Here is a 14,609-nt window from a genome sequence, read left to right as displayed (position 1 = left end):
GATCATGTACACCGCACCCGAAAAACGACCGGTCTTCCCGTGGCGGAGCTTCTGCATTCTGCGCCCAGAATGTCTTCATGAATGCAGCACCGACTATTGCGTGCATCACAGAGCCATCGTAGACTCGACCGCAGAGAAAATATTTTCAAGCTCACAATGCACCGCAGAGACCACGGGAGACGACATGACTGCCAGGACTGGAGCTCAGTACACGGCCGGCCTGAAGGACGGGCGGGAGGTGTGGCTGGGCGACGAGCGGATCGACATCACCACCCACCCCGCGCTGGCCCGGTCCATCGAGGGGATGGCGGGCTACTTCGACTACCAGCACGCCCACGCCGACGACGTCCTGATGCCCGCACCGGGCGGGGGGCAGATGAACGTCTCCCACCTGCTGCCGCGCAGCGCGCAGGACCTCGAGCGCCGGCACACGGCCTTCGACCGCCTCGCCCGCTACTCGGTGGGCATGCTGGGCCGGACCCCGGACTACGTCAACGTGGTGCTGGCCGGCCACGTCGCCCGCCGCGACATCTTCGAGCAGTACGGCGACCCGGTCTTCCACGACCGCCTCGCGGCCTACCAGCGCGAGGTGATCGAGGGCGACCTGGCCCTGACCCACACCATCGTCCACGCGGCGATCGACAAGTCCACCGGCGAGTTCGAGGGCGTCAACGAGGACCTCACCCTGCGCGTGGTCGACCGCACCGTCGACGGCCTCGTGGTGCGCGGGGCGAAGATGCTCGCGACCCTCGGCCCGATCGCCGACGAGCTCTACGTCTACCCCGCCACCCCGATCCGCCCCGGGGACGAGGCCCACGCCGTGTCCTTCGCGATCCCCGTCAGCACCCCCGGGGTGGTCTCCGTGTGCCGGGACCCGTACGTGGTCGACATGGAGGTCGTGGACCGGCCCTTCTCCGCCCGCTTCGACGAGCAGGACGCCGTCGTGATCTTCGAGGACGTCCTGGTGCCCTGGCACCGGGTGTTCATCGACGGCAACCTCGACGTCTACAACCGCCTCAACGGCGGCACCGCCACCGGCAACACCCAGCAGCAGACGGCGATCCGGGCCTGCGTGAAGCTCGAGTTCGCGTACGACCTGTGCGTGCAGATGGCCAAGGTCACCGGCACCGACGCCAAGCCCGAGACGGCCGCGATGCTGGGCGAGATCTACTCCTACCTGCGCATCGCCCGGGCCGTGGTCCACTCCGCCGAGGTGCGGTCCTCGGACTGGGGCGGGGGCGCCTGGTTCTGCCACGACGACATCTCGTCGCTGCGCACCATGATGCCGATCTGGATGGCGCGGGTGAACGACATCATCAAGACCCTGGGCTCGCACAACCTCCTGGCCACCCCGACCGCCGCGGCCTTCGACCACCCCCGGCTGGGCCCGCTGGTCGAGAAGTACCTGCCCGGCGCCCAAGGCATCTCCGCCCGGGAGCGGGCACGGATCTTCCGCACCGCCTGGGACTTCGCCGGGTCCGCCCTGGGCTCGCGCAACGAGCTCTACGAGCGCTTCTACCTCGGCTCGGTGGGCCGGGCCCGCGGCCTCGACCACCGCAAGGCCCAGGCCAAGGGCGAGACGGGCGCCTACCGCGCCCTGTTCGAGGAGGCCGGCGTCCCGGAGGCCGACGACGCCGCCCTGCCGCAGCCCGTCGCCGTCGCCCACTGAACCCCGCCGAGCGGACCGGCGCGCCGTGGCGCGCGCCGGGACCGACGAGGCACGACAAGGAATTGAGGAAGCAGATATGTCCTGGGGACTGATCAGCGAGATGGGGCACGTGGGCATCCAGACCACGGACGTCGAGGCCTCCGTGCGGGACGCGACCGAGCTGCTGGGGCTGCGCGTCACCGAGCAGGCCGGCGACGCCGTCTACCTGGCCGCCGGCGACGTCCACCACGAGCTCGTCTACCGGGAGTCGGACGTCAACGGCGTGGACTCCCTCGGGCTTGTGGCCCGCGACGGCGACGCCCTGAAGGCCGTCCGGCGCCGCGTCGAGGACGAGAACCTCGAGGTGCTCGCCGACCGGCCCCGCACCGCCGGGGTGGAGGACGGCTTCAGCTTCGTCGGCCCCGAGGGGTGGGTCTTCGAGATCACCGTCGGCCGGCAGGCGGACGTGGCCGCGCGGCAGGGCTTCGGGCCCGACCGCTACGGCCACCTCAACTTCCACCCCCGGAACACCCGCTCCATGATGCAGTTCCTCCAGCGCGTCCTGGACTTCCGCCTCTCCGACGTGATCGGCGACGACTACGCCTACTTCATGCGCTGCAACCCGGACCACCACGGGATCGCCCTGCTGCCCGGGAAGGGCACCTTCCACCACCACGCGTGGCAGACCCAGTCGGTGGCCGACCTCGCCAAGCTCGGCGACCGGCTGCACAAGGCCGGCCGGGAGCTGATCTGGGGGCCCGTCCGCCACGGGGCGGGCCACAACATCGCGGCGTACTATGTCGAGCACTCGGGAGCGGTCGTGGAGCTGTACACGGACCTGGAGCAGATCTACGACGACAACCGGGACCCGGTCCTGTGGGGGCCCGAGGACAACTGGTGGAACATGTGGAGCGACTACCGCCCCCTGGACTTCCGCGACTTCGGCATCCCGCCCGTGGTCCGCCGCCTCACCGCGGTCTGACCCGACCCGTTCCCCGGGCGCAGGCCACGAGCCGCGGCGCCCGCCACCTCCCCTGCCAGCCGTCCTCGCCGCCGGCCCGGGCCCTCCGGCCCGGCAGCGGCGGGTCCACCCGGTGCCACCGCGGCACCCGGAAGTCGGAGCCCATGTCTCAGCAGCACCAGAACCCCGCGGTCCCCGGCGGATCGCCGTCCCGTCCCGACACCCTGAACACCAAGGACCTGCGCCGGGTCCTCGGGTCCAGCATGCTCGGCTCGATCATCGAGTACTACGACTTCATCCTCTACGCGACGGCGGCCGCCATCGTCTTCGACAAGGTCTTCTTCGCGAACCTCGACCCGGCCCTGGCGCTGTTCGCCTCCTTCGGCACCCTGGCCGCCGGGTACGTGGCCCGGCCCCTCGGCGGGGTGGTCTTCGGGCACTTCGGCGACCGGATGGGCCGCAAGCAGATGCTCGTGGTCTCGATGATGATGATGGGCGCCGCCACGATCGCCATCGGCCTGCTGCCCACCCCGGACGTGATCGGCTGGATCTCCCCGGTGATCCTGGTCCTCCTGCGCATGGTGCAGGGCATCTCCGTGGGCGGCGAGTGGGGCGGGGCCACGCTCATGGCCCTCGAGCACGCCCCGGCCTCCCGCCGCGGGTTCGCCGCGGCCTTCGCCAACGCCGGCGGCCCGGCCGGCGGCCTGCTGGCCACGCTCGTGGTCTCCGCGACCTCGGCCCTGACCGGCGAGCAGTTCCTCGAGTGGGGCTGGCGCGTGCCGTTCCTGCTCAGCGCCGTGCTCATCGCCATCGGCATGGTGATCCGCCTCAAGGTGGCGGAGTCGCCGGTGTTCCAGCAGCTGTCCGCCGAGGCGGAGCAGGTCAAGGAGACCCGCAAGACCCCGCTGGGCGAGATCCTGGCCCGGCACTCGAAGACCGTGGGCCTGACCCTGGTCGCCAGCCTTGGCTTCTACGCCTGCCAGGGCATCCTCACCTCCTGGGGCGTGGCCCAGGCCGTCAACAACGGCATCGACCGCGAGTGGGTGCTCAACTGGAAGGGCGTCGCGGCGGTCGTCACCGTGGCCGTCTCCTTCCTCGCCGCCCGGATGAGCGACCGCATCGGCCGCCGGACCGTGCTCACCATCGGCGCCACGGCCGGGATCGTCCTCGCCTGGCCGATCCTCGTGATGCTCACCAGCGGCAGCCCCTGGCTGTTCGTCGCGGCGATCCTCATCGGCAACGGCCTGGTCCAGGGCATCCTCGCCGGCCCGATCGGGGCCTTCATCTCCGAGCTGTTCCCGCCGCGCGTGCGCTACACCGGCGCCTCGCTGTCCTACCAGCTGGCCTCCACGCTCGGGGCGGGCTTCACGCCCATGATCGTCACAGGCCTGATGATCGCCGGCGGCCTGCCGCTGGTCGGCGTCTTCTGGGTCGCCGTGCTCGTGGCCGGGCTGATCTGCATCCGCCGCGTCCCCGAGGGCGCCGAGGGCATGCAGAGCACCCACCTGGAGCGCGCCCGGTTCAAGGCCACCAAGCGCATCGCCACCCGCCGCGCCCCCCGGGAGAGCGTGGGCGCCGGCCACGGGACCCCCGGGGACGAGGCCTGAGATGGCCGGCGACGGGCAGCTCACCGCGCAGGCCACCCTCACCGACCGCCTGGTCCGGCACGCCCACCGGGTCCGGTTCGAGGACTTCGGCCCCTCCGTGCTGGAGCGCGCCCGGCACCGGGTGCTCGACGCCCTCGGCAACACCGCCGCCGGCCACCGCGCCCAGGGCACGGGCCGGCTGGTCGAGACCGTCGTCGGCTGGGGCGGGCGCCCGGACGCGCCCGTCCTCGGGGACGGGCGCCGGATCCCGGCCCACCACGCCGCGATGCTCAACGCGGCCCTCATGCGCTCGTTCGACTTCGAGCCGGTCGGCGCGGAGGGACCCGGGCGCCGGCAGGTCGCCGCGCACCTCACGGGTACGACCGTGCCCGTCGCCCTCGCCGTCGGCGAGCGCGAGGGGGCCGACGGCCGGGCGCTGCTGACGGCCCTGCTGGCCGGCGAGGACATCGCCGCCCGGCTCGCCTTCGGCTCGGGCTTCGACGTCTACTCCGGGCAGGACAACACGGGCACCGTCAACGGCGTGGGCGCCACCGTGGTCGCCTGCCTGCTGATGGGCCTGGACGAGACCCGCACCCGGCACGCGCTCGGCATCGCCGTCAACCAGCTCGCCGGCACCGTGGCCGCCATCTTCGACCGGGCGAGCGCCTTCACGCTGCCCATGGCCTTCGCGGCGCGCAACGCGATCACCGCCGCCGAGCTGGCCGCCGCCGGCACGACCGGGCCCGAGGACCCGCTGGGCGGGCGGTTCGGGTTCCTGCAGACCTACTGCGCCGACCCGGACCCGGAGGTGATGCTCGAGCGACTGGGGGAGGAGTTCTACGCGGACGCCGTGATCAAGCCCTGGTCGTGCTGCCGCGCCGCGCACCCCTCCCTGGACGCCTGCGTGCGGCTGGTCGAGGAGGGCGGGGTCGACCCGGAGCGGATCGAGAAGGTGGTCGTGCACGTGACGCCGCGGACCGCCGGCGGCTTCGTGGGCCAGCCCTTCGAGCCGGGGGAGTGCCCCGAGGTCTCCGCGGCCTTCAGCATCCGCTACACCGCGGCCGCCGCACTGGTCTTCGGCACGGTCCGCCCCGAGCACCTCGGGCCGGAGGTCGTGGCGGACCCCCGGGTCCGGGCCCTGCTGGACGTCGTCGAGATCCGCGGGAGCCTCGACGACCGCGAGGTGCTCACGGCGGAGGTCGAGCTGCACCTGAGCGACGGCACCGTGGCCCGCCAGCGGGTCGACACCCCGCGCGGGGACGTCCACCACGCCCCGCTGTCCGAGGCGCAGATCCTGGAGAAGTACCGGCTCAACACCGCCTTCTCCGGCCGGATCGGTCCCGCCCGCGCCGAGCGGGCGGCGGAGCTGGTCGCGCACCTCGAGGACCTCGAGGACCTCGGCGCGCTGACGGGCTGCTTCGTCCCGGAGCGCTGAACGCCCGGTGAGCGGGTTCTGCGGCCCCGGCCCGGTGCACGTGCCGGCCGGGGCCGCAGCCGTGCCGGTCCGGGTGCACCGGGGGTGCCGCCCGGTGCTTCGGGCACGGCGGAAGGAGGGGGGCGGGACCGACCGGTCCCGCCCCCCCTCCTTCCGCCGTGCAGGGCGCTGTGTGCGGAGCTGCCCCTGCCGTGGGCCCTCAGGGGCGCAGCGCCACCAGGTGCTCCTCGGCCGGGGCCCGCAGGGCCGGGGCGCCGCCGTCGAACTCGAGGCGCCGGGGTGCGGCCGGGTCGAAGCCGGGGACCGGGCGGCCGCCGGCCCGGGGCCGCCCGTCGCGGGCGAAGCCCAGGAACCACTCCTGCAGCGCGCCCGCCGTGGCGTCGAAGACGGCGGGGTCCAGGCCCTCCAGCATCGGGGCGTCCGCCCAGCAGCCGCGCTCGCCGAAGAGGAAGGGCAGCGGCATGCAGTGCGGGCTGCCGGCCCCCGGCAGGGGGCTCGGCACGGAGAACCCGGCGACGTGGACGTCCAGGCCGGCCCGGACGGCGGCGTGCGCGAGCTCGAGGTGGGCCAGTCGGAACTGGTGCAGCGTCATCGCCTCGGCCATGCGCTGCTTGCCGGTGGCCCCGGGGCGCTTGCGGTCGATCCAGGCGGCCGCGGCCTGCGGGTCCGCGAAGCGCGAGCGCAGGTAGCCGTCCACGGCCGCCGGCGGGAACGCCTCCTCGGGGGCGGCGCGCAGGAAGGCCGTGGCCTCCTCGGCGGTGGAGAGCAGCAGCAGCGACTCGACGTGCAGGCGCGCGGCGGAGGCCCCGTAGTCGTGCAGGTCCTCGCCCACCGGTCCGCCGGCGGCGGGCATCAGGGCCATGCCCCGGCCGGCGAAGGCCCGGGACAGCTCCTGCTGGGCGTCGAGGACGGCTTCGAGGGGCGCCTGCGCGAACCCGCCGGAGCCGGCCAGGGCGTCGGCGACCGGGCGCCACCGCTGCTCCAGGGCCTCGGGGGTCAGCGGCGGCTCCCACGGCAGGCTGACGAGGGCCAGGCGGCGGAAGAGTCCCGCGGCCCCGGGGTGCGCGGCCAGCGCGTAGCCGTACCAGGCGCCGGCGGAGTCCCCGGCGAGGGTGACGTTGTCCGGGTCCCCGCCGAAGGCGGCGATCCCGTCCCGCACCCAGCGCAGCGCCTGCAGCAGGTCCCGCAGGGGGCGCTGGGACTCGTGCGCGTCCCCGCGCGGGCCGAGGTGGCCCAGGACGCCGAGCCGGTAGTTCACGGTCACGAGGACGACCGGGCCGCCCTGCACGAGGGCGGGGGAGGTGAACCAGCGGGCGTGGCCGGTGCCGGAGAGGAAGCCGCCGCCGGGGACGAAGACCACCACCGGCAGCCCCTCGGCGCCGGCCGGGGCCTGGACCCGGAGCTGGAACGCGATCCCGCTCCGGGCGAGCTCGCCGTTGGCCCCGCCCAGCAGGGCGTCCAGGGCGCCGGGGCGCTGCGGGAACGCCGCGGGCGGCTCCGCGCCGGCAGGGGCGCCGTCGTCGTCCGGGGCCACGGCCTCGGCGAACCGGTCGCCGGGCTCCGCCGGCTGCGCGTAGCGCACGACGACGTCGACGCCGGGTGCGCTCACCGCAGGAACTCGTAGTCGTCCGCCGCGACGTCCTGGGTGATCCGCCAGTACTCGGTGGTGCGGAAGGGCCAGACCTGGGAGACGCGGCCGAAGCGGTTCTTGTACCAGGTCCGCACGTAGGGCTGGCCCCAGGTCATGCGGGAGTTCTCGGCGTCCACCCAGGCGATGTGCCGGTCCAGGGCCTCCTGCTTGAGGTCCAGGGCCCGGGCCCCGCGCTCGAGGAGCTGGTGGACGGCCTCGACCGCGTACTCGGCGGCCCGCTCGATCATGAAGTGGAGGCCGCCGGCCACCACGCCCCCGGTGTTGGGGCCCATCAGCATGAAGAAGTTGGGGAAGTTCGGCACGGTGATGCCGGCGAAGCCCTTGGCGTCCCCGCCCCAGTAGTCGTGGATCTCGACCCCGCCGCGGCCCACGATCTCGATCGGGTCCAGGTAGTCGGAGGGGCGGAAGCCGGTGGCGTAGACGACGACGTCGACGTCGAGCTCCCGGCCGTCCCCGGTCACGAGGCCGCCGGGGGTGAAGGACTCGAGCCCCTCGGAGATCACCTCGGTCTGCGGGGCCCGCAGCGCCGCGGCCCACACGCCGTTGTCCCGCAGCATGCGCTTGGCCGAGGGCGGGTACTGCGGGATCGCCTTCTCCAGCAGGTCCGGGCGGCCCGCGTACTGCTCCTCCATGCGCCGGACGATCGCCCGGCGGAACTCCTCGTTGGCGCGGGAGACGCTCAGCGGGGCGCCCTCCCAGCCCTCCTCGGCGGTGGCGATGTGCAGGCGCCCGTCGATGCCGCCGGCGGTGACCCACAGGCGGAACAGCTGGCCGTAGCCGGGGACCTTCGTGTGCAGCCAGTCGGCGGTCTCGGACATCGGGTCGTGGTAGGTGGGGGCGGGCAGCATCCACGGCGCGCTGCGCTGGAACAGGTACAGCTGCTCCACCTCGCCCACGATCGCCGGCACGATCTGGTAGGCGCTGGCGCCGGTGCCGATCACCGCGACGCGCTTGCCGGCGAGGTCCACGCCGTGGTCCCACTCCTGGGAGTGCATCTGCGCGCCGCGGAAGCCCTCCTGGCCCGGCCACTCGGGGATGTGGGGGTGGTCCAGCTGGCCGACCCCGGTGACGACCGCGTTGAACCGGCGGACCTGCTCCGCGCCGTCGCGGGTGCGGGTGGTGGCCGACCACGTGGCGGAGTCCTCGTCCCACACGGCGCGCACCAGCGAGGTGTTCAGCTCGATCCGCTCGGCGAACCCGGCCCGCTCGGCCACGGTCTCCAGGTAGTCGAGGACCTCGTGGCCCTGGGCGAACTGGTGCGGCCAGTCCGTGCGCTGGGCGAAGGAGAAGCTGTAGCCGTAGGTGGGGGTGTCCAGGCGCACCCCGGGGTAGTGGTTCTTCCACCACGTGCCGCCCACGCGGTGCGAGGCCTCGATCCAGGTGAAGGGCAGGCCCGCATCCTGGAGCCGGTGGGCGGCGGCGATGCCGGAGATCCCCGCCCCCACGATCAGCGTCTCGAACGGCTCGGCCCCGGGGTCGGTGCGGTAGTCCTCGTAGTGCCAGTCCGGGGAGCCGTTGCGGTCGGGGGCCAGGGTGAACTCGTGCTTGAGCTGGCCCATCCAGGCCGGGTCGCGCTCCGTGCGCCCGCCGGTGAACCAGTTCAGGAGCGTGTCCGCCTGCTCGGGGGTCAGCGGCTCGAGCGTCCGCACGCCCTCGTCGCGCAGCCGCCGCAGCCCCTCGAACGCCAGCGCCCGGGCCTGCTCCACCTGCTCGGGGGTCAGCCCGCCGTGGGGCTGGAGCGCCGTGCCCATCGGCGGCAGGGGCGGGGAGAGCTCCGGGGGCAGGACCGAGGTGTCGCGCAGCGCCGCGGCCAGGGCGGCCAGCAGCACGGGGGCCTCCGCCCCGGCGACCATCCGCCGCAGCGTCTCGTCGTCCTCGGTGATCGGCGGGAACTCGTCGGTCCAGTACAGGTCGCCGTGGGTGGGCTGGGCGGTGAGCGGGGTGCTGAGAGCGGTCATCGGTCCTCCTGGTGCGGCGGTGGGCGGCCTGGTGCGGCCGGTCAGGCGGTGAGCTGGCGCGAGGCGCGGACGCGGTCGTCGACGTGGGTGCGCAGCACCTCGACGACCCGTGCCTGCTCGGTCGGGGCGAGGACGGCGGCGACGTAGCGGTCCGGACGGACCACGACGAGCACGGGCCCGGCGGGCAGGCCGGCGGTGAGGACCGCCCGCTCCTCCCGGAGGCGGACGATCCCGTCCCGGTCCTCGGCGGGTGCGGGGGCCCCGGGGCCGTCCAGGCGGAGCACGGTGGCGCCGATCCGGGCGAAGTACGGGTCCAGGTCCCCGGGCTCGGCGCCCAGGGCGAGCACCGCCCAGCCGCGTCCGAGGTGGGCGTCGAGGCCGGCCGAGCCGCCGGAGGCGTCGGTGACCACGGGCTGGGCCAGGGACCGGCCCACCGTGATCCCGGGCAGCTCGGGGGAGCCCTCGCCCGGAGGCACGGCGACGCCGCCGGTGTAGTCCGGCGGGGTCACGAACCGCATGGTCGCGAGGAACTCGTGGACCGGGGGCGCCTTGCGCAGCAGCTGGACGACGGCGTCGCGCACCCGGGTCGCGACCGGGTTCGTGGCCATCACCACGGCCCCGATCCGGCGCGAGAGGACCATCATCCGGGCCCCGTGCGTGCGCCGCTCGGTCCCGTAGGTGTCCAGGAGCCGGTCCGTGGCACCGCCCCGGACGGCCTCGACGAGCTTCCAGGCGATGTTGGAGGCGTCGCGCAGGCCCGCGTTGAGCCCCTGCCCGGCGAAGGGCGGCATGAGGTGGGCGGCGTCCCCGGCCAGGAAGACCCGGCCGGCGCGGTAGGAGCGGGCGACCCGTTGGTGGGCCACGTACACGGCCGCCCGCCGGACGTCGGCGGGATCCAGCTCGGCGCGGAACGGCCGCATCAGCTCCCGGATCTGCGCCGGCGAGGTCATCTCGTCCGCGTCCTCGTGGTCGAAGAGCATGAACTCCAGCCGGAGGCGGCCCTTGATCCCGGGGACCAGCACGTAGGGGCGCCGGCCGTCGCAGTGGAACTCGGCGTACGGGTCCCGCGGCGCGGTCTCGTTGAGCAGGTCGATGACGATCCAGCGCTGGGGCTGGGTGGTGCCGACCAGGTCGATCCCCACGGCGGAGCGGGTGAAGCTGCGCCCGCCGTCGGCCCCGACCAGCCAGCCGGCGGTCAGGGTGCGCGGGCCGTCCGGGGTGCGCACCTCCAGGGTGACGCCCTCGGCGTCCTGGGACAGCTCCGTGGCCTCGGTCCCGAGCAGGACCTCCAGCCGCGGGTGGGCCAGCGCCCGGTCGAAGAGCAGCTGCTCGAGCACCGGCTGGTCGAACTGGGTCTTGGCGGGGTGGCCGAGCCGCGAGGGCATCGGCCGGGCCTCCGCCAGCAGGCGGTCGCCGAGGCCGAAGTAGCGGCTGCCGGTGTCCAGCAGGGACTCCGCCTTGAGGTCCTCGGCGATCCCGATCTGCTCGAGGATCCGGAACGACTCGTCCTGCAGGCTGATGGCACGGGGGAGGTCGCCGGGGGCGGTGGACCGCTCCACGACCGTGGTGCGCACGCCGGCCTCGGCCAGCAGCAGGGCGGCGGTGAGGCCGACGGGGCCGGCCCCCACCACGATGACGTTCCGCTCCGGGTCGAATCGGTTCTCCACTGTGCCTCCTTGGCGTCGACGGCCCGCCGGTGTCCGGGGCCGGACGGGTGTCCGCTGCCGCTCCCCGCGCTCCGGCAGGGCGGAGAGGGGGTAATGCACATCACATCTGCGATCACAATAAACTAGTCATCGTGTAAAGGTCAACAAAGAATGTATTCTTTGCGACCTGGATCGGGTCGACGCACGCCGGGCTCGTCGCCTCGTCCGGCGCCCGCCGCAGCACGCGCCCGGGCCCGTGCGAAGCCGCTCGCCGCGGGCGGCGCTCAGCGTCGGACCGGGATGGACTCCCCGTCCGCGGGCACGAGCAGCTCCCCGGCGAACGTGTCGGCGGCGCGCAGCCAGGTCTCCTCCGGGGCGTGGGCCGGGACGAGGTGGTGCAGGGCCAGGGTCCGGACCCCGGCCGCCGTCGCGATGCGCCCGGCGTCCTCCGGGGTCGTGTGCGCCCGCCGGTGGTGCCCCATGCTGGCCTCCAGGTCCTGCTGCGCGGGGGCGCGGTAGCTGCCGGCCACGGCCTCCAGGTCGATCGCCTCGTGGAGCAGGAGGTCGCACCCTGCGGCCAGGCGGACGAGGTTCGTGCTGGGCGCGGTGTCCCCGGAGACCGTGACGGACCCGTGGGCGGAGTCGACGCGGAAGGCGAAGGCCGGCGCCATCGGCCGGTGCTGGACCAGCGTGGCGGTGACCGTCACGCGGTCGTCGCGGAAGACCTCCAGCGGCTCCATCTCGGGGTGGTTCGCCTCGTCGGGGTGGAAGCCCACGTGGGACGGGAGGACGATGTCCTCGCCGCGGAAGACGCGGGAGAGGTCCGGTGCGCGCGAGTCCCGCCGGCGGTCGTTGAGGTCGGTGGCGTGGGCGCGCAGCAGCAGCTCGACCAGGTCCGCGGTCCCCGGCGTCGGGGCGTCGGGGAAGACGGGGTCGGGCTGCTCCCCGGGGCCGGAGGCCGGCGGGAGCGTCCCGCGCCGGCCCGGTCCCAGCACGGGAACGGTCCGCTCCGGGTGGCCGCGGAGGGCGAGCCCGCCCAGGACCATGAGGGAGTTGAGGTCGATCGTGTGGTCCGAGTGGTGGTGGGTGATGAAGACGCCCCGGAGGTCCGTGACGGACAGCCCGGCCTCGGCCAGGCGCAGCCCCGCGCCGTGCCCGCAGTCGACCAGGTAGACGGCCGAGTCGACCACGACGGCCGTGGCGATGCCGCTGCGGTGGCGAGTGTCCCGTGCCGGCCGCAGCAGCGGGCCCCCGGCGGTGCCCAGGGTGACGACGCGCATGCCGTGCGCGGGATCGTGTTCCACGGTGCTCTCCTGTTCGCCGGCCGGCCGGTGCGCCGGTCCGGGGTGCGCGCCTCGGGCGGCGGCGTCGGTGCGGGTGGCCCGGTGCGGGCGGGCCGGTGCGCAGCGGCGGCGGGACCACCGGCACCCGGTGGTCCCGCCGCCGCTGCGCGGGGATCAGCCGAAGATGCTCGCGATCACCGGCTGGCTGGACTTCTGCCGGTCGGCGACGTCGGCGAGGTCCGGTCGCGGCAGCTGCGGCACGTCCGCCGGGTTCTCGAACTCGAGGTCGACGTCCTCGGCGTTGGTCACCGGGCCGTGGCCGGCCTCGGCCTTGATCCCGTTGGCCTCCGGGCTGTTCAGCCAGGCGGTGAGCAGCTTCGCCGCGTCGGCGTTCTCGGCGCCGTCGACGACCCCGGCGTACCAGTAGGTCGCCCAGTTGCCGCCCTCGACGGGGTAGGTGATCTCGACCGGCGCGCCGTCCCCGGTCAGGGTCAGGTAGTTGCCCATGGCGCCCATGAGGCAGACGTAGGCGCGCCCCTGGACCACGGCGTTGTGGCACTCGGCGGTGTTGGACGAGATGACCACGTCCTGGCCGGCCAGCTTCTCGAGGTACTCCTTCCCGAGGGACTCCTCGTTGAGCACGAGGTCGGCCCACTGCATCCCGCCGCCGTCCGTGGCCGGGTCGGTCATGGTGATCCTGCCCTTCAGCGCCGGGTCGAGCAGGTCCTCCCAGCTCTCCGGCACGAGGCCCACGTCCTGGCGCGTGTCGTACACGAACCCGCGGGGGGAGGCCGAGACCGCCGTCAGGGTCCCCGTCCCGAGCGAGAACTGCGGATCCCCGGTGAGCTCCTCGGCGTTGAACGGGCGGTACTCCGAGAAGTAGTCCCGGTCGGCGAGCGAGACCGCACCGGTGTCGCCGGTGATGACCACGTCGGCGATGCGCTGGCCCGAGGCCTGCTCCTGGGAGACCTTGGTGTCGAGCTCGGCGCCGACGATCTGGAGGGGCTCGACCTGGATGTCCGGGAAGCGCTCCTGGAAGCCCTCGAAGACGTCGGGCCAGGTGGCCGTCAGCGGCGTGTAGACGTTGATCGTGGTCTGCCCGCTCTCGACCGCCGAGGCGTACATCTGCTCGAACTCCGCGACGGCCTCCGCACCGCCGAGGCCGGCTTCCGCGTCGACCCCGTCCCGCTGGCCGAGGCCTTCCGCGGCCGGGGCGTCCCCGCCGCAGCCGGTCAGCGCCAGGGCCGAGGCCAGTCCCAGGACGGTGAGACTCTTGCGTGCTTTCATGGATGGACCTTTCGTGAGGGTGGGGCGAGCGGGATCAGAGGGGCAGGCAGGCGAGGGAGTCCGGCGGGATGGCTGCGGTGACGGTGTCGCCGCGGGAGGGCGCGCCGTGGGGCCAGATGTTGGCGACCTCCGCCGTGCGCAGGGAGACGGAGAAGCGCTGCGGGCCCATCTCGAGGGCGTAGATGTACTCGTCCCCCAGGTAGACGATGTCGACCACCGTGCCGGTGCACCGGTTGGGCATCGCCTCGGCCGGCTCGCCCATGATGACGGAGGCCGAGCGCATGGCGATCTCGACCTGGTCCCCCTCGCGCAGCCCGTCGCGGGCCGGGCAGTCCAGCCGCAGGTCGGTGCCGTCCAGGCGGACGGCGACGCCGTGGTCGCCGGCGGTGACGACCGTCGCCCGCAGGAAGTTGTCGTAGCCCACGAAGTCGGCGACGAAGTGCGAGACGGGGTGCCAGTAGATCTCCCGCGGCGTGCCGACCTGCTCGATCCGGCCCTTGTTGAGCAGGACGATGCGGGTGGACAGGGAGACGGCCTCCTCCTGGTCGTGGGTGACGTAGATGGAGGTGGTCCCCACGCGGCGGTGCATGTCGCGCAGCTCGCTGCGCATGTCCTGGCGGAGCCGGGCGTCCAGGTTGGACAGCGGCTCGTCGAACAGCAGCAGGCGGGGGTCGGCGACCAGCGCGCGGGCCAGGGCCACGCGCTGCTGCTGCCCGCCGGAGAGGTCCGTGGCCATGCGGCTCGCGTACTCGTCCAGGCCCACCATCTCGAGGACGTCGCGCACCCGGCGGGCCCGCTCGGGCACGCTGACCTTGCGCATCCGCAGCGGGTAGCCGACGTTGGCGGCCACGGACATGTGGGGCCACAGGGCGTAGCTCTGGAAGACCATCCCGATGTCCCGCTTCTCCGGGGGCACGTGGCGGCGCTCCGCCGGGGCGTCGACCACCTCGTGCCCGATGGACACCCGCCCGCCGGTCGGGCGCTCCAGGCCCGCGACGCAGCGCAGGGTGGTGGTCTTGCCGCACCCGGAGGGGCCCAGCAGCGTCAGGAACTCGCCCTCCTCGATCTGCAGGTCCAGCGACGGCACGGCCGGCGCCGCCTTGGGGGAGTACCGCTTCTCCAGGGACTCGATGCTCACTCTTGCCATGGGTCTT

10 protein-coding genes are annotated in these 14,609 nt (G+C 73.9%); 4 read left to right on the top strand and 6 right to left on the bottom strand.

Features of this window, described 5'->3' with window-relative positions:
• Positions 1 to 184 precede the first annotated feature (184 nt).
• The 4 genes from LQU92_RS03110 (at position 185) to LQU92_RS03095 (ending at position 5,630) form a co-directional block, all read left to right on the top strand.
• A complete protein-coding gene (locus tag LQU92_RS03110) occupies positions 185 to 1,669 on the top strand; it encodes a 4-hydroxyphenylacetate 3-hydroxylase N-terminal domain-containing protein (protein WP_230660802.1) in 1,485 nt (494 codons plus the stop codon).
• Between the two features lie 76 nt (positions 1,670 to 1,745).
• On the top strand, positions 1,746 to 2,630 hold the full coding sequence (locus LQU92_RS03105; protein ID WP_230660799.1) for a VOC family protein: 885 nt from the start codon (positions 1,746 to 1,748) through the stop codon (positions 2,628 to 2,630).
• 143 nt (positions 2,631 to 2,773) lie between these two features.
• On the top strand, positions 2,774 to 4,216 hold the full coding sequence (locus LQU92_RS03100; RefSeq protein WP_230660795.1) for an MFS transporter: 1,443 nt from the start codon (positions 2,774 to 2,776) through the stop codon (positions 4,214 to 4,216).
• 1 nt (position 4,217) lies between these two features.
• Positions 4,218 to 5,630, top strand: coding sequence for an MmgE/PrpD family protein (locus tag LQU92_RS03095; RefSeq protein WP_230660792.1), 1,413 nt, complete (start codon positions 4,218 to 4,220; stop codon positions 5,628 to 5,630).
• A 199-nt stretch (positions 5,631 to 5,829) separates the two neighbouring features.
• On the opposite strand, the gene LQU92_RS03090 is transcribed toward LQU92_RS03095, so the two are convergent.
• The 6 genes from LQU92_RS03090 to LQU92_RS03065 form a co-directional block, all read right to left on the bottom strand.
• The gene (locus tag LQU92_RS03090; protein WP_230660789.1) at positions 5,830 to 7,239 is read right to left on the bottom strand and encodes a carboxylesterase family protein; all 1,410 of its coding nucleotides are present in this window, start codon (positions 7,237 to 7,239) and stop codon (positions 5,830 to 5,832) included.
• Positions 7,236 to 9,239 carry an NAD(P)/FAD-dependent oxidoreductase gene (locus tag LQU92_RS03085; protein WP_230660786.1) on the bottom strand — a complete coding sequence of 668 codons (2,004 nt, stop codon included), beginning with the start codon at positions 9,237 to 9,239 and terminating at the stop codon, positions 7,236 to 7,238. Before LQU92_RS03085 ends, LQU92_RS03090 begins: the two co-directional genes overlap by 4 nt.
• 41 nt (positions 9,240 to 9,280) lie before the next feature.
• On the bottom strand, positions 9,281 to 10,906 hold the full coding sequence (locus LQU92_RS03080) for a bifunctional 3-(3-hydroxy-phenyl)propionate/3-hydroxycinnamic acid hydroxylase (protein ID WP_230660783.1): 1,626 nt from the start codon (positions 10,904 to 10,906) through the stop codon (positions 9,281 to 9,283).
• Positions 10,907 to 11,169: 263 nt separating this feature from the next.
• On the bottom strand, positions 11,170 to 12,189 hold the full coding sequence (locus tag LQU92_RS03075) for an MBL fold metallo-hydrolase (protein WP_230660780.1): 1,020 nt from the start codon (positions 12,187 to 12,189) through the stop codon (positions 11,170 to 11,172).
• Positions 12,190 to 12,342: 153 nt separating this feature from the next.
• Complete coding sequence (locus LQU92_RS03070) at positions 12,343 to 13,455, bottom strand: ABC transporter substrate-binding protein (protein ID WP_230660777.1); 1,113 nt, start codon at positions 13,453 to 13,455, stop codon at positions 12,343 to 12,345.
• Positions 13,456 to 13,489: 34 nt separating this feature from the next.
• On the bottom strand, positions 13,490 to 14,602 hold the full coding sequence (locus tag LQU92_RS03065; protein WP_230660774.1) for an ABC transporter ATP-binding protein: 1,113 nt from the start codon (positions 14,600 to 14,602) through the stop codon (positions 13,490 to 13,492).
• Positions 14,603 to 14,609: the final 7 nt, after the last annotated feature.

Origin of the sequence: Kocuria sp. LUK (assembly GCF_021012935.1) — a bacterium.
In the GTDB taxonomy this organism is placed as follows: Bacteria; Actinomycetota; Actinomycetes; order Actinomycetales; family Micrococcaceae; genus Kocuria; species Kocuria flava.
Note: the sequence above shows the minus strand (reverse complement) of the source record. Positions and strands in the feature narration are given on the sequence as shown.